Genomic DNA, 15,306 nt, shown 5'->3' with positions numbered 1-15,306 from the left:
GGGACGATGGCGTTCGAGTCGTGGAAGAAGCTCGTCCGCGGGCTCACGCGCACGCGCGAGGGGATCGCGGAGACCCTCCGCGAAGCGTTCGGCGCGGCGGAGGTCGACGAGTCGACGCTCGACGACCTCGAGAGCGGCCTGCTCGCCTCCGATCTCGGTCCGGCGCTGACCGCGGAGGTCATCGATGCCGTCCGCCGTCAGGCCCGCAGCAAGACGCTCGACGGGGCGGGGCTGCGTCAGGCCCTGAGGGAGACCCTTCGCGCGCGCCTCGACGACGGGCCCGCGGCTCCCGATCCCGGCACGCCGCCGCGCGTCACGTTCATCGTCGGCGTCAACGGCGGCGGCAAGACGACGACGATCGGCAAGCTCGCCGCGCGCGAGCGCGCCTCCGGGCGGCGCGTCCTCGTCGTCGCCGCCGACACCTTCCGCGCGGCCGCCATCGATCAGCTCGAGCGCTGGGGCGAGCGCGCCGGCGTCGAGGTCGTGCGCCATCGCGAGGGGGCCGATCCCTCGGCGGTCGTCTTCGACGCGCTGCAGGCCGCGCGCGCACGCCGGATCGAGTCGGTGCTCGTCGACACGGCGGGGCGACTCCACACGAAGACGCCGCTCATGGCCGAGCTCGAGAAGATGGCCCGCGTCGCGTCCCGCGAGGTGCCCGGCGCGCCGCACGAGGTCCTCCTCGTCGTCGACGCCACGACCGGGCAGAACGGGCTCACGCAGGCGCGCGAGTTCACGAAGGCGGTGCCGGTGACCGGCGTCGTGCTCACGAAGCTCGACGGCACCGCGAAGGGAGGCGTCGCGCTCGCGATCCGCAAGGACCTCGGCGTTCCCGTCCGTTTCGTGGGCGTCGGGGAAGCGGTCGACGACCTCCTCGACTTCGATCCCGACGCGTACGTCGACGGTCTCCTCGGCGTCGCAAGTGAAGGGCCGTGACCGAGCGCGAGGCGATGGCGCAGGCGCTCGCGCTCGCCGTCCTGGGCGAGGGGACGACGCGGCCGAATCCGCTCGTGGGCTGTCTCGTGCTCGCGGGGGACGAGGTCGTGGGCACCGGTTACCACCGCGCGGCGGGAGAGCCTCACGCCGAGGCCGTCGCGCTCGACGAGGCCGGAGGCCGTGCGCGCGGCGGCACGCTCGTCGTCACGCTCGAGCCGTGCGCGCACCAGGGGCGTACGCCGCCCTGCGCCGACGCGATCATCCGCGCCGGGATCCGCCGCGTCGTCGCCGGGACCGGCGACCCGAACCCTCTCGTGAACGGCGAAGGGGTCCGGCGCCTGCGCGCCGCGGGGATCGAGGTCGTTCTGGGTGTTCTCGAGGACGCATGCCGCGCCGTCAACGCGGGCTTCCTCAGCCTGCACGAGCGCCGCCGCCCGTTCGTCACCGTGAAGGCGGCGCAGAGCCTCGACGGTCAGATCGCGGCGCGGGACGGGAGCGCGACGTGGATCACCCGCGAGGCGGCGAGAACGTACGCGCACCGCCTCCGGCTCCGTCACGACGCGGTGCTCGTCGGTGCCTCGACCGTGCGCCGCGACGATCCGCGTCTCACGGTGCGCCTGCCCGGCGTCGCCGCCCCGCGCCTGCGCGTCGTCGTCGCGTCGACGCTCGATCTCGATCCGGCTGCCGCGGTCTTCGATGGGACGCCGCGGACACGCGTGTACGTTCCCGACGATGCGAAAGGCGGCGACGCGCTCGCCCGCGTGGCGGACCTCGTGCGCGTCCCACGCCGGGACGCGGGCGTCGATCTCGCCGCGGTCCTGAGCGACCTCGCCGCGCTCGACGTGAGGAGCGTCCTCGTCGAGGGCGGGGGACGGACGATCGGCGCCTTCTTCGCGGCGGGCCTCGCCGACGATCTCGCGCTCTTCGTCGCCCCGCGCGTCATCGGGGCGACGGAAGCAACGCCGCTCGCCGCCCTGCGCGCGGCGCCGTCGCCGGACGAGAGCGCGGCGGTCCGCGTGCGCGCCACGGTGCCGCTCGGCATCGACCGTCTGATCCTCGGGAGCATCGAGTGTTCACCGGTCTGATCGAGGTCTGCGGCAAGGTTGCGCGCGTCGAGCGGCGCGCCGGGCTGACGCGCGTCACGATCAAGGGCGATCTCGGAGGCGAGCCGCTCAGGGAGGGCGAGAGCATCGCGGTCGACGGCGCCTGTCTCACCGTCGCCAAGCGCCACGCGCACGGCTTCGACGCCGACGTCGTGCGGGAGACCCTCTCGAAGACGACGCTCGGCGCGCTCGCACCGGGCGACGCGGTGCACCTCGAGCGCGCCCTCGCCCTGGGAGACCGGCTCGGCGGTCATCTCGTCCAGGGCCACGTCGACGCGGTCGCCGAGGTCCTGGCGCTGTCCCGCCGCGGGGGCGACGTGCGCCTCACGGCCTCGGTCCCGGCGGCGATCGCAGGCCTCGTCGCGATGAAGGGCTCGATCGCCCTCCAGGGGGTCTCGCTGACCGTCTCCGGGGTGACGAAACGGAGCTTCGAGGTGGCCCTCATCCCCGAGACCCTCGAGAGGACGAAGCTCGGGCGCCTCCGGCCCGGCGACGCGCTCAACGTGGAGGCCGACCTTATCGCGCGGTATCTTGACGCGTGGATGCGGGGACGGACCCGGTCGAGGTCGCGATGAGCGAAGCCCAGCCGACAAGATTCGCCACCGTCGAGGAGGCTCTGGCGGAGCTCCGCCAGGGCCGGATGGTCGTGATCCTGGACGACGAGGACCGCGAGAACGAAGGCGACCTCGCCTGCGCCGCGGAGTTCGTCACGCCCGAGATCGTCAACTTCATGGCGACGCACGGCCGTGGCCTCATCTGCCTCCCGATGACCGGCGAGCGTCTCGACGAGCTGCAGATCCCGCCGATGGTGCAGGAGAACACGGCGCGGCGCGGCACGGCGTTCTGCGTCTCGATCGAGGCGCGCGAGCGCGTGACGACCGGCATCTCGGCCGCCGACCGCGCGCGCACGATCCGCGTCGCCGTCGACCCGAAGACGCGCCCCGACGACCTCGCGCGGCCGGGCCACGTCTTCCCCCTGCGCGCGAAGACCGGCGGCGTGCTCAAGCGCGCGGGGCACACCGAGGCGGTCGTCGATCTCTGCCGGCTCGCGGGCCTCCGGCCTGCCGGGGTCGTCTGCGAGATCATGAACGCCGACGGGACGATGGCGCGGCTCGCGGAGCTCCTCCCGTTCGCCGAGGCGCACGGCTTGAAGCTCCTCACGATCGCCGATCTCATCCGGCACCGCATGCGCAACGAGCGGCTCGTGACGCGCGTGGCGAGCCCGAGGCTTCCGACCGAGAACGGCCAGTGGACGATCCACGCGTTCCACACCGAGATCGAGAACCGCACGCACGTCGCGATGGTCATGGGCGATCCGGGGCCCGACACGCCGACGCTCGTGCGCGTCCACTCCGAATGCCTGACCGGCGACGTCTTCGGCTCGACACGGTGCGATTGCGGCCGCCAGCTCCACCGCGCGATGGAGATGATCGAGCGCGAAGGCCAGGGCGTCATCCTCTACCTCCGTCAGGAGGGGCGCGGGATCGGCCTCGCCAACAAGCTCCGCGCCTACGAGCTGCAGGATCGCCACCACAAGGACACGGTCGAGGCCAATCTCGCGCTCGGCTTCCAGGCCGACCATCGCGACTACGGGGTCGGCGCGCAGATCCTTTACGACCTCGGGATCCGCCGCCTGCGCCTCATGACGAACAATCCGGGGAAGTACGTCGCGCTCAAGGGCTACGGGCTCGAGATCGTCGAGCGCGTGCCGCTCGAGACGCCGGCGGTCGACGAGAACCGGAGCTACCTCTCGACGAAGAAACGCAAGATGGGTCACCTGCTCGAGTCGGTCTGAGGCGGCGCCCACGATGTTCGACGCACTCTCCGAGCGCCTCCAGGGCGTCTTCGACACGCTTCGCGGCCAGACGCGGATCACCGACGAGGTCTTGGACAAGACCCTGCGCGAGATCCGCATGGCGCTCCTCGAGGCGGACGTCCACGTCGGGGTCGTGCGCGCGCTCCTCGACGGCGTCCGCGCCAAGGCGAAGGACGAGGAGGTCGCGAAGAGCTTCACGCCGGGACAGCAGGTCGTCAAGATCGTCCGTGACGAGCTCGAGGCCCTCCTCGGCGGCCCCGAGGCGAAGCAGCTCCAGTTCCGCTCGCAGCCGCCGACGGTCATCTTCCTCGTGGGACTGCAGGGCTCCGGCAAGACGACGACGGCGGCGAAGCTCGGGCTCTGGCTGAAGAAAGCGGGCAAGTACCCTTACCTCGTCCCGGCCGACGTCGACCGTCCCGCGGCGATCGAGCAGCTCGTCCGGATCGGCACGGCGGCGGGCCTCAAGGTCCACGCGCACGACGGCAAGCGGCGCCCGCTCCCGATCGCGCGCGAGGCGCTCGACGAGGCGCGCCTGCGCGGCTACGACACCGTTCTCGTCGACACGGCGGGCCGGCTGCACATCGACGCGGCGCTCATGGCCGAGCTCGCCGAGCTGAAGACCGCGCTCTCCCCGCAGGAGATCCTCTTCGTCGCCGACGCCATGACCGGTCAGGACGCGGTCAAGTCCGCGGGGGAGTTCCATCGCGCGCTCGCGCTCACCGGAGTGATCCTGACGAAGATGGACGGCGACGCCCGCGGCGGCGCCGCGCTGTCGATCCGCCACGTCACCGGGCTCCCGATCAAGTTCGTCGGCACCGGCGAGCGGCCCTCGGAGTTCGACGCCTTCTACCCGGACCGGATGGTCGGGCGGATCCTCGGCATGGGCGACATCCTCGGCCTCATCGAGAAGGCCGAGGAGGCGGTCGACCTCGCCCAGGCGAAAGAGATGGAGCGCAAGCTCCGGAAGAACGAATTCACGCTCCAGGATTTCCGGGACCAGATCCGGACCCTTCAGAAGATGGGGCCGCTCTCCGGGATCCTCGGGATGCTTCCGGGCATGGGCGCTCTCAAGAACGCGGACCTCGACGACGGGGCGCTCAAGGGTGTCCTGGCGCTCATCGACTCGATGACGCCGGAGGAGCGCCGCCGCCCTGAGATCCTGAACGGCAGCCGGAAGAAGCGGGTGTCGCGGGGGTCGGGCCGGCCGGTCCAGGAGATCAACCGCCTCCTCAAGCAATTCGCCCAGATGCGGAAGGTCATGAAGCAGGTCCAGGCCGCCCGGTCGGGCCGCCCGGGGTTCAAGCTCCCTTTCTTGGGCCGGTAGGCTATATTGTGAGTTTTGTCGGTCCCGGGTTCAGGAGGAGAGGCGCGTGCTGAAGATTCGCTTGAGACGGATGGGGTCCCGCCAGGACCCGTTCTACCGGGTCGTGGTGTCCGACAGCCAGAGGACCCCGCAGGGGCGCTTCGTGGAGAATCTCGGGACGTACAACCCGGGGACGCAGCCCGAGACGGTGCAGCTCGACGTGGAGAAGGCCCAGGCCTGGATCAAGAAGGGCGCGCACCCGTCGGAGACGGTGCGAAGCCTCTTGGTAAAGGCCCAGAAGGCGAAGAGCGCCGGCGCCAGCGTCTGACATAAGACGCCGTGCGCGGGGCCACCCCGCGTCGGCTCATCCGGCCGGGGAAGGCGATGAAAGATCTCGTGGAGCTCATCGCGAAGGCGCTCGTCGACGATCCGTCGGCGGTCCACGTCGACGTCGTCGAGCAAGACGGCGCCACGGTGCTCGAGTTGCGCGTCGCCCCGGACGATCTCGGCAAGGTGATCGGAAAGCAGGGCCGGACCGCGCGGTCGCTCAGGACGATCGTCGCGGCGGCCGGCACGAAGCGCAACACACGCGCCGTTTTGGAGATCCGTGACTAGCGCGGCGATCGCACCCCTCCTCCTCGGCCGCATCAGCGGTCATCGAGGGCTCCGTGGCGAGGTGACCCTCAAGGTCGTCTCCGGCCGCGCGGAGCGCTGGGTGCATCTCCACCGCGCGCTCGTCGGCGGCGGCGTCCGGGCGATCGCCTCGGCGCGCGCCTACCGCGACCGTCTCGTCCTCAAGTTCCAGGGCGTCGACGACGCGAACGGGGCCGAGGCCCTCCGCGGCGCCGAGGTCAGCGTCCCGGCCTCCGATCTTCCCGCGCTCCCCGAAGGGGAGTTCTGGGCGCAGCAGCTCATCGGCCTGTCGGTCGTCGAGACCGGCGGCGGCGCGCTGGGGCTGGTCGAGGACATCGTGGAGACCGGCGGCACCGATCTCCTCCTCGTCCGCGAGACGAACGGAGACGAGATCCTCGTTCCGCTCGCGAGCGCGATCGTCCGCGCCGTCGACACCGCCGGCGGACGGATCGAGGTGTCGCTCCCCGACGGCCTCCGCGAGGTCAACGCGCCGGAAGAGGGACCGGCATGATCTTCGACATCGTCACCCTCTTCCCCGGGATGTTCCAGGGACCGCTCGACGACGGCGTGCTCGCGCGCGCCCGGCGCGCCGGGACGATCGGCGTGCGCCTCCACGACCTCCGGCGGTTCGGCGTCGGCCCGCAGCGCCAGGTCGACGATGCACCGTTCGGCGGCGGCGCCGGGATGGTGCTCAAGCCGGAGCCGTTCTTCGACGCGGTCGCGTGGATCCGCGAGCGCACGCCCGCCGCGAGCGAGCGCGTCGTCCTCCTCTCGCCGCAGGGCGCGCGCTTCGATCACGAGGCCGCGCGGCGCCTGGCGGGCTACGAGCGCGTCATCCTCCTCTGCGGCCGTTACGAGGGGATCGACGAGAGGGTCGCCGAGCGGCTCGCCGACGAGGAGCTGTCGGTCGGGGATGTCGTCCTCACCGGCGGCGAGCTCCCCGCGATGATGATCGTCGACGCGGTCTCCCGCCTCGTCCCCGGCGTTCTCGGCAACGACGCGTCGGCGCCTCAGGAGAGCTTCGCCGAGGGGCTCCTCGACCACCCGAGCTACACGCGCCCGGCGTCGTTCCGCGGATTCGACGTTCCGGCGATACTCCTTTCCGGCGATCATGGGGCCGTGGCACGCTGGCGCGCGGAGCGCTCGCGGGCGGCCACCGCGCGCAAGCGGCCCGATCTCATCGATCGCGCCCACGAGGTAGGTCATGAACGTGATTCGTAGCATCGAAGCGGAGGGGCTCAAGAAAGACGTCCCCGAGTTCCGCCCCGGCGACCGCGTCAAGGTCCACGTCCGCGTCGTCGAAGGCGACAAGTCCCGCATCCAGGTCTTCGAAGGGGACGTCATCGGGCGCAGGAGCGGCGGCGGCCTCCGCGCGACCTTCACCGTCCGCAAGACCTCCGGCGGCGTCGGCGTCGAGCGCATCTTCCCGGTGCACTCGCCGATCGTCGAGAAGATCGAGGTCACGCGCCTCGGCAAGGTGCGGCGCGCGAAGCTCTACTACCTGCGCGATCGCACCGGCAAGAAGGCGCGCATCCAGGAGCTTCGAAAGCGATAGCGACGATGCCCCTCGACCGCGAGAAGGCGTTCGCGAACGCCGAACGGCTGCTGAAGCAGGGGAAGCCCTCGGACGCGCTGAAGGAGTGTCAGCGCCTCGCCGAGGACGCGCCCAAGGACCTGCTCATGCTGAACCGCATCGGCGACCTGCTGGCGCGGGCCGACCGCGGAGCGGACGCGATCGCGTATTACGACCGGATCGCGGACCAGTTCTCCGCGTCGGGCTTCTATCCGAAGGCGATCGCCATCCTCAAGAAGATCGTCAAGGCCGCGCCGCAGCGGCTCGAGACGGTCGTGCGCCTCGGCGAGCTGAACCTCAAGCAGAAGCTCCCGGGTGAGGCGCGGACCTGGTTCCTCCAGGCCGCCGAGGGCTATCTCCGCCAGCGCGAGTTCGGGAAGGCCCGCGAGGTCTACGAGAAGCTCGTCGCCGCCGAGCCGGAGAACTTCGTCCACGTGGCGCGCCTCGCGGAAGCGCGCGCCGCCGAGGGCGATCCCGACAAGGGCGGGCGCGAGCTCGTCGCCGTCGGCGTTCGTATGCTCGCCATGGGACGCCACGACGACGCGGAGCGCACGTTCAAGCGCGCGGCCGAGCTGCTGCCCGGACGTGCGGAGCCCGCGGTCGGCCTCGCGCGATGCCATGCGGCCGCGGGGCGCCCCCAGGAAGCGCTGCGCATCGCCGACGAGACGTGGCCCGACAAGCCCGGTGCCGAGGCCGTCTCGGGAGACTTCCTCGTCCTCTTCGAATCGCTGGGAGATCACGCGCGCGCGGGCCGCCTCCTCGATCATCCCAAGAGCGATGCGATCGCCGAGGACGCGGTCGAGCAGGCGATGCGCGGCGCCCTCGCACGCGGCGACGCCGGCGGCCTCTGGTCGCGTCTGCTGCCGCTCCTCGACCGCTGGATCCGCGCGCGGGACTACGGCCGCGCCGCGAGCCTCCTCGACCGCCTCGCCCGCACCGAGGAAGGCGGCCACCTGCGGGCGCTCGAGCAGCTCGTCGAGCTCCGCAAGGCCGAGGGGAACCGCGCCGCGACCGCGCGCGCGATCGAGCGCCTCGTCCGGGCGTCGCAGGCGAAGGGAGCGAACGACAAGCTCGGGCCCCTCCTCGACACGCTCAAGCTCTTCGATCCGACCTCGCCGCTCCTCTTCGTGGGCCGCCCCACGGGGAGCGCGCCTCCGAAGGCGGCGGCACCGGTCCCGGTACCGGACGCTCCCGTCGCCGCGGCTCCGGCGCCGTCTCCGCGTGCGGACGCGCCCGCCCCGCTCGCGCTCGAGGCGCCGGCCGTGCCGCTCGGACCGGGCGACGAAGAGTTCGTGAGCGGGCATCTCACCGAGGCCGAAGTCTTCGAGAAGTACGGCCTGCACAACGAGGCGCTCCAGCAGCTCCAGCAGGTCGTCGAGCGCTTCCCGGGCCACGTCGCGGCGCTCGAGAAACTCATCGGGATCCTCCGCACGCGCGCCGATCGGGGCGCCCTGCGCGACTGCCTCGTGCGCGGCGCCTTCGCGAAACGCGCCGCCGGCGACCTCGAAGGCGCCCGCCGGCTGGCAGGTGAGGCGGCGACGATCGGCGGAATCGATCCTGCGAGCCGGAGTGCGCTCGAGAAGCTTGCCCTGGTCGCGGCCGCGGCGCCGACACCGGCAGCCGCACCCGCCCCCGCACCCACCCCGGCTCCCGTCGCCGCGCCCAAGGCAGCAGCCGCGGCGCCGAAGGCACCGGCGGCACAGGCGAAGCCGGAGCCGAAGGCTCCCGCTCCGCCGCCGCCCCCGCCGGCGACCTCGCGAGCCGAGGAGGAAGACCTCGAGATCCTCTTCGACGACGCCGACGACACGGCCGCCCCGGCGGCGGCCGCCGGCGACGCGGAGTGGCTGGAGGAGATCGAGTTCTACATCGGGCAGGGGATGAACGCGGACGCCCTCACCCGGATCGCCGCGGCGCGCGCGGCCGGTCGTGGGGGGCCGCGGCTCGACGCTCTCGAAGCGAGCGCCTCGGCCGCAGCCGCCGCACCCGCGCCCGCCGAGCCGGTGGCCGAGCCGGTCATCGAGATGGAATCCGGCGGTCACGACCGCCTCGACGAGGACGAGCTCAGCTCGATCGCCGCGGCGCTCGACGCCGAGTACGGCGCCGCCGGCACGGCCGCGGATGCCGCCGCGCGCCCCGCGGATCCCGATGCCGAGGAGTCGATCGACGAGGTGTTCGCGGCGTTCAAGGAGCATGTCCGCGCCGAGGTGGACGGCGGCGACTTCCGCACACACTACGATCTCGGCATCGCCTACAAAGAGATGGGGCTCGTCGACGACGCGATCGAGGAGTTCCGCACCGCGAGCGGCGCTCCGGAGCTTTACCGCGAGGCGTGCAGCATGCTCGGCCTTTGCCACTGGGAGCGCGGGGAGTCGGACGCGGCCATCCAGTGGTACCGCGCGGCGCTCGAGGCCCCCGGCGACGAGGAAGCGCCGCTCTCCGGGCTACGTTACGACCTCGCGGAAATCTTGCTCCAAACGGGTGACACGCACGGCGCGCTCGATCTTTTCACGCAGATCGCCGCCGTCGAGCCGAGCTACCGGGACGTCGAGCGGCGTGTCCAGGACATCAGGCGAAACCTTAGTCCCTGATAGGCCCGTTACCGTTTTCACGCGCCACATCTCGTGTCTATACTCTTCGCGTTACGGGGGTGTCCGTCGACGGCCGAGGAGGAGGATCGACATGCGTCTCCCGCTGGCCTTTGTCTGGGACAGCGAAGAAGGTATTCGCTCATCAACCGCGGATGCGATGCGCCTCGCCGGACTGGACGTCGTCGACGTCTCGTCGGGAACGGATGCGCTCGATCTGGTCAGAGCCAGACCCGTGGCGGTCGGTGTCATCGGCATGAACGGCTCCCGAGGCGCGACGCTCGATGTCGTCGAGCGCCTGCGTCATTTGCGGCCCACGACCGTGCTGGCCGTGCTCGACGCCGACGGCGACGCGGCGGCCTCCGAGGCCATGCGCGCCGGCGTCTTCGACGTGCTGCCACGTCCCGTGCCCGCCACCCGCATCGGCACGTTCACCGCCCGCGCCCTCGCGCAGCACGAGCTGCTCGAGGAGGTCGGCCGCCTGCGCGGCGACCTCGGCGCCGACGGTGACCTCGACACGCACGAAGCCGTCGCCGCCCTGGCCCGCCGCTTCGTCGAAGGACTCTGCCGTCTCAACAATTTGCCGCCGATCGAGATCTCCGCGGAGGCGCTCGACGCCCTCGCCGACTTCGACTGGACCGGCAAGCCCGAGGAGCTCCGGAACGCCGTCGAGACGGCGGTCATCCTGGCCTCGGACGGCACGATCCGCGTGAAGGACCTGCCGGCCGCGGTCCGCGGCCGTGCGGCGAGCGGCGTGCGTGCCGACCGGCGCTTCCGCGAGGCGAAGCGCTCCGTCGTCGATGCGTTCGAGCAGTCGTACCTCTCGGACCTGCTCAAGCGGCACGGCGGCAATGTCACCGCGGCGGCCGAGTCGTCCGGAATGTTGCGCTCCGCTCTCCAGCGCCTCCTCCGCAAGCACGATATCCGGTCGTCGACCTTCCGCGGTCAGTCGCACGCGGCGCTCGACGTTTCGTGAGCGACGGCGCCGGCACGTGGCGCCTCCTCTCGGACGACCGCCAGGACGGTTCCTGCAACATGGCGGTCGACGAGGCGATCCTGGAGGGCTACGAGACGGCGCCTTCGCCACCGCCCCCGACGCTCCGCCTCTATGGGTGGCGTCCGGCGGCGCTCTCTCTCGGTAAGTCTCAGCGGGCCGCCGGCGCGCACGTACCCGCCGCGCTGACGGCGGAAGCGGTCGACCTCGTGCGCCGCCCCACCGGCGGCGAAGCGGTCCTGCACGAGCACGAAAGGACTTACGCCGTCATCGGCGCGGCGGGCACGCCTCCGTTCGAAGGTGGGCCGGTCGACGTTTACCGCCAGATCGCGCGTGCGCTCGTCAGCGCGCTCCGCCGTCTCGGCCTCGAAGCGACCTCCGCCGAGCCGCCGCCCGGCCCGCGGGCCAAACCCGGAGCGATCTGCTTCGAGCGCACCGGCGCCTGGGAGATCACCGTCGGCGGCCGCAAGATCCTCGGCTCGTCGCAGTTCCGCAAGCGCCGCGCGTTCCTCCAGCACGGCTCATTGCCCTGGCGCCTCGACGGCGCCCGTCTCGCCGCTCTGACCGGCGTCAGGGTCGATCCCACGCACTTCACCGACCTCGAGTCCGCGATGGGCCGGCCGGTCAGCGAGGACGAGATCGACGCCGCGTTCGTCTCCGCCTTCGAGGAGACGTTCGGCATTCGACTCGTGAAGGGTGCGCTCACCGAGTCCGAAGCGCTCCGCGCCGCCGAGCTGCGTTGCTGGAAGTACGACTCGATGGCCTGGACGCTCGACGCGAAGCTCGGCGATCGCGAGCAGCATTGGGGGCCGGCGTTGGGGTTGGTCGGAAGTTAGTCGGAGGTCGATAGGCGCTCTCAGACACTATTGGGCCCTGATAGTGTGTGCGAAAGCTTTTCTCTGACTTGCAACGGCCTGAAGTCAGCCAGCTACTCATTCTCCTCGACGAACTGGAGAAGGCCGCAACCACCCACGGGCACGCGAAATCCGTTTGGATCGTCATAGCTCAAGTCGAAAGGCCGAACGCCGGCTCGGTCGACTGACGCGACATAATCGCCCGGGGGCACTTTCAGATGGAACCACCCACCGCGATCGGTTGTCGCGAGTGATTTCATGCCTGGAGGAATCTGAGACACAACGAGTACGCTGACGCCGGCGATGCCTTTCCAAGTCGACCGCTTAACGACTCTCCCCTCGATCACACCATCCTTCGCGGTCTTGACGCGTTCAATCTCCTTCATCGTCTGAGCGGCTTCGGCGAACGGGCGCGAGAGACTGCAGTTGGTGACTTCCCACGTGTTGAGGTTCGCGTTGAAGGACGCGAAGATCAAGTACCTCACGCCAATCTCGAGCGGATAACGATCGCTCGCGTTCTCGGTGAAGATATCGTCAACTTTGATGGCCGGGCCCTTCAAGACACGTTCGACGCGCACGTGAAACATTGTTCCCATGACTTCGCCGGGGTCCTGGGCATCTGGAACCTCTCGCTTCGACACGGCTGTCACGACGGCAATGAGGTCGCGATGAGCATACTCGGCGCACACCTTCGCAGTTGGCTCCAGACACACCGCTTGGGCGACCACTCCTCCTGCAATGAAGTGCGCCAGCAAGAGAACTTGGATCCATCGGTCTGCCCGCTTGGCGTTGCGTGAAAGCCTTTTCTTGGGCATGCCGATGGCCGGCTACTGACCCAGCTTCGCCACCGTGTCCGCGCGCGCGGCCTCGCCCAAGAGCACGACCTCGGCGGGGCGGCCGTCCTTGCCGACCCACGGCGTGGGATCGACGTGGCCTTCGAGCGAGGCGGGCATGCGCGGCGTCGCGCCGCTCGTGATGCGGAGCGGGAGCTTGACCATGCCGCCGGGCGCGGCGAGGCCGATCGAGCGGCCGTCGATCGAGAGGAACGGCTCGTCGCGCTGGAGCGCGGCGAGGTCGACGTCGGGGACGAGGATAGTGCCGCTCTCGTCGAGCGGGTAGCGCTGGACCGTCCACGGCATCGCGAGGCGCTCGTGCTCGGCGGCGGAACATTCCGTGGAGGGCTCGGTGCCGGCGAGGAAGGTCTCTTCGATGAGCTCGGTGCAGCCGGCGCCGGCGGCGGCCCTCAGGCCGGTCTGGCGGTCGACGGTGATCTTCGTCACACCGGGTGCGTCGGGGAAGGGGACGGGCGGGACGTCGCGCATCGATTCCTGGATGAACTCCTGCCAGATCGGGAGCGCCGCTTGCGCGCCGGTCTCCTTCGAGCCGAGCGTCTTCTTCGTGTCGAAGCCGACCCATACGCCGACGACGAGGTCGGGCGTGTAGCCGATGAACCAGGCGTCGGTGAAGTCGTCGGTGGTTCCCGTCTTGCCGGCGAGCGGGCGGCCGAGGCTCGCGGCGGCGGCGCCGGTGCCGTCGGTGATGACCCCTTCGAGGAGCGAGTTCATCATCGCGGCGATCTCGGGGGTGAGCGCTTCCTGGACCTCGGGGCGCACGCGCTCGAGCGAGGTGCCTTCGCGGTTCTTCACCTCCTCGACGAGGTACGGCGAGACGTGGACGCCTTCGTTGGCGAAGGTGCCGTAGGCGCTCGTCATCTCGAGGAGGCTGACCTCGAAGGCGCCGAGCGCCATCGACGGGTACGGCTTGAGCTCGGTCGTCACACCGAGCTGGCGCGCGAGCTGGATCACCGGATCGAAGCCGGCGCGGTCGAGGACCTTCACGGCGGAGATGTTCGCCGACTTCTCGAGCGCCTCGCGCGCGGTGAGGAGGCCGTAGTACTTGTTGCCGTAGTTCTCGGGCTCGTACACGCTCCACGTTCCCGGCTCGACGAACACGGTCGGCGCGTCGAGGATCCGGTCGGAGGGCGTGAGGCCGCGCTCGATCGCGGCTGCGTAGACGAACGGCTTGAACGACGAGCCGGCTTGCCTTCGCGCTTGGACCGCGCGGTCGAACTCGCTCTTGCTGAAGTCGAAGCCGCCGACGAGTGCGCGCACGGCGCCGGTCTTGGGATCGATCGCGACGAGCGCGCCCTGGACGCGCGGCTCCTGCTCGAGGGCGAACACCGCCTGCTCGGGGATCTTGGCGGAGAGCACGCGCACGCGGATGACGTCGCCGGCGTGGACGAGCGCCGCGGGGTCGCCGCGGCCGGTCCACTTGATGCCGTCGGCGTCCATCCATCCGGTGACGGTGCCGGCGCGGACGCGGGCGCGTCCCTTCGTCGTCTGAAGGACGACGCCGTCGTAGATGCCGCCTTCCGTCACGCCGTCGCGCCAGGACGCGGAGGCCCACTTCTCCGGGTCGGCGACGTGGTCGGTCCTGCCGCGCCAGCCCTGGCGCTTGTCGAGCGTCCGGAGGCCGTGCTCGACCGCGGCGGACGCGATCCGCTGGAAGGCGGGGTCGATCCCGGTGCTGACCTCGAGCCCCTGCTGGTAGATCCCCTCGTCGCCGTACTTCGCCTGGAGGGATCGCCTGACCTCCTCGACGAAGTAGGGGGCGATCTCGGTCGCGTCGCGGCGGGTCGAGAGCGTGAGCGTCGCCTTTTTGGCCTCGGAGGCCTGGGCGGGGGTGAGCGTGCCGGCGTCGACCATCCGGTCGAGGACGTGGTTGCGGCGCTTGATCGAGCCGTCCGGGTTCTTGAAGGGGGAGAGGCCTTCGGGCCTCTGAATCAGGCCGGCGAGGAGCGCGGCCTCGGGGAGGTCGAGCTCGCTCGCATGCTTGGCGAAGTAGAACTCGGAGGCCGCCTCGAGGCCGTACCGGCCGTGACCCATGTAGACCTGGTTGCAGTACATACGCAGGATCTCGTCCTTCGAGTACCGGCGCTCGACCTCGACGGCGAGGAGCATCTCCTCGACCTTCCGCTTGGGGGTCTTGTCGGGCTTGAGGAAGAGGTTGCGGGAGAGCTGCTGGGTGAGGGTGGAGGCACCCTGAGCGAACGACATCGAGGTCAGGTCGTGCCACGCCGCGCGCGCGATCCCCTTGAAGTCGAGGCCGCTGTGCTCGTAGAAGCTCGCGTCCTCGACCGCGATGAGCGCCTGGGTGAAGACCTTGGGGATGTCCTTCTGCGCCAGGAGGGTGCGCTTCTGCTCGCCGAAGCTGCCGATCGTCGAGCCGTCGCGCGCGAGCACGCGGGTATTCAAGGGCGGGGTGTAGCGGTCGAGGGCCTCGACGTCGGGAAGATCGAGCTTGAGGCCGTAACCGAGGGTGGCGCCTCCGATCGCAACCGGAAGGATCAACGCGCCGAGGACGAGGGTGCGTCGCTTCAAGGGCTTCATGCCAGTCGGAGGTTAGCATGCGGCGTGCCGTGCGTGACCTGCCCCCGCATCGCTCCTTTTCTTCCGTGCGATGTGCGTTCGTGTCCACGGAAACACGTCCCGGGCGCCTTCCTGACACGTCCG

At 70.7% G+C, this 15,306-nt stretch carries 15 protein-coding genes; 13 read left to right on the top strand and 2 right to left on the bottom strand.

The genetic code is table 11. The annotated features are described in order from the left end of the window. Window positions 1-6 precede the first annotated feature (6 nt). From ftsY to VFV19_15405, 13 genes are all read left to right on the top strand, one after another. The gene (gene ftsY, locus VFV19_15465; protein ID HEX4825700.1) at window positions 7-933 is read left to right on the top strand and encodes a signal recognition particle-docking protein FtsY; all 927 of its coding nucleotides are present in this window, start codon (window positions 7-9) and stop codon (window positions 931-933) included. Further along, window positions 930-2,018 (top strand): bifunctional diaminohydroxyphosphoribosylaminopyrimidine deaminase/5-amino-6-(5-phosphoribosylamino)uracil reductase RibD, encoded by a 1,089-nt coding sequence (gene ribD / locus VFV19_15460; protein ID HEX4825699.1) that lies wholly within the window; start codon window positions 930-932, stop codon window positions 2,016-2,018. Before ftsY ends, ribD begins: the two co-directional genes overlap by 4 nt. Beyond that, window positions 2,003-2,611, top strand: a complete 609-nt coding sequence (locus VFV19_15455) for a riboflavin synthase (GenBank protein HEX4825698.1) — start codon at window positions 2,003-2,005, stop codon at window positions 2,609-2,611. The genes ribD and VFV19_15455 overlap by 16 nt, the downstream gene beginning before the upstream one ends. Continuing rightward, window positions 2,608-3,831 carry a bifunctional 3,4-dihydroxy-2-butanone-4-phosphate synthase/GTP cyclohydrolase II gene (locus VFV19_15450; GenBank protein HEX4825697.1) on the top strand — a complete coding sequence of 408 codons (1,224 nt, stop codon included), beginning with the start codon at window positions 2,608-2,610 and terminating at the stop codon, window positions 3,829-3,831. The genes VFV19_15455 and VFV19_15450 overlap by 4 nt, the downstream gene beginning before the upstream one ends. Before the next feature lie 13 nt (window positions 3,832-3,844). Then, window positions 3,845-5,176, top strand: a complete 1,332-nt coding sequence (gene ffh, locus VFV19_15445) for a signal recognition particle protein (GenBank protein ID HEX4825696.1) — start codon at window positions 3,845-3,847, stop codon at window positions 5,174-5,176. A 46-nt stretch (window positions 5,177-5,222) separates the two neighbouring features. Beyond that, on the top strand, window positions 5,223-5,483 hold the full coding sequence (gene rpsP, locus VFV19_15440; GenBank protein ID HEX4825695.1) for a 30S ribosomal protein S16: 261 nt from the start codon (window positions 5,223-5,225) through the stop codon (window positions 5,481-5,483). Window positions 5,484-5,539: 56 nt separating this feature from the next. Then, window positions 5,540-5,770: a KH domain-containing protein gene (locus VFV19_15435; GenBank protein HEX4825694.1), complete on the top strand. Its 231-nt coding sequence runs from the start codon at window positions 5,540-5,542 to the stop codon at window positions 5,768-5,770. Next, window positions 5,763-6,299 carry a ribosome maturation factor RimM gene (rimM, locus tag VFV19_15430; protein ID HEX4825693.1) on the top strand — a complete coding sequence of 179 codons (537 nt, stop codon included), beginning with the start codon at window positions 5,763-5,765 and terminating at the stop codon, window positions 6,297-6,299. The genes VFV19_15435 and rimM overlap by 8 nt, the downstream gene beginning before the upstream one ends. After that, window positions 6,296-7,009, top strand: coding sequence for a tRNA (guanosine(37)-N1)-methyltransferase TrmD (gene trmD / locus VFV19_15425; GenBank protein ID HEX4825692.1), 714 nt, complete (start codon window positions 6,296-6,298; stop codon window positions 7,007-7,009). Before rimM ends, trmD begins: the two co-directional genes overlap by 4 nt. Further along, window positions 6,993-7,343, top strand: coding sequence for a 50S ribosomal protein L19 (gene rplS / locus VFV19_15420; GenBank protein ID HEX4825691.1), 351 nt, complete (start codon window positions 6,993-6,995; stop codon window positions 7,341-7,343). Before trmD ends, rplS begins: the two co-directional genes overlap by 17 nt. Window positions 7,344-7,348: 5 nt before the next feature. Continuing rightward, complete coding sequence (locus VFV19_15415) at window positions 7,349-9,949, top strand: tetratricopeptide repeat protein (GenBank protein HEX4825690.1); 2,601 nt, start codon at window positions 7,349-7,351, stop codon at window positions 9,947-9,949. A gap of 91 nt (window positions 9,950-10,040) precedes the next feature. Further along, on the top strand, window positions 10,041-10,922 hold the full coding sequence (locus VFV19_15410) for a helix-turn-helix domain-containing protein (protein HEX4825689.1): 882 nt from the start codon (window positions 10,041-10,043) through the stop codon (window positions 10,920-10,922). Continuing rightward, complete coding sequence (locus tag VFV19_15405) at window positions 10,919-11,776, top strand: lipoate--protein ligase family protein (GenBank protein ID HEX4825688.1); 858 nt, start codon at window positions 10,919-10,921, stop codon at window positions 11,774-11,776. The genes VFV19_15410 and VFV19_15405 overlap by 4 nt, the downstream gene beginning before the upstream one ends. 92 nt (window positions 11,777-11,868) lie before the next feature. On the opposite strand, the gene VFV19_15400 is transcribed toward VFV19_15405, so the two are convergent. Both VFV19_15400 and VFV19_15395 read right to left on the bottom strand, forming a co-directional pair. Further along, window positions 11,869-12,609, bottom strand: coding sequence for a carboxypeptidase-like regulatory domain-containing protein (locus VFV19_15400; protein ID HEX4825687.1), 741 nt, complete (start codon window positions 12,607-12,609; stop codon window positions 11,869-11,871). Between the two features lie 12 nt (window positions 12,610-12,621). After that, window positions 12,622-15,183: a PBP1A family penicillin-binding protein gene (locus VFV19_15395; GenBank protein HEX4825686.1), complete on the bottom strand. Its 2,562-nt coding sequence runs from the start codon at window positions 15,181-15,183 to the stop codon at window positions 12,622-12,624. Window positions 15,184-15,306: the final 123 nt, after the last annotated feature.

The organism is Candidatus Polarisedimenticolaceae bacterium, from assembly GCA_036275915.1.
GTDB lineage: Bacteria > Acidobacteriota > Polarisedimenticolia > Polarisedimenticolales > DASRJG01 > DASRJG01.
Note: the sequence above shows the minus strand (reverse complement) of the source record. Positions and strands in the feature narration are given on the sequence as shown.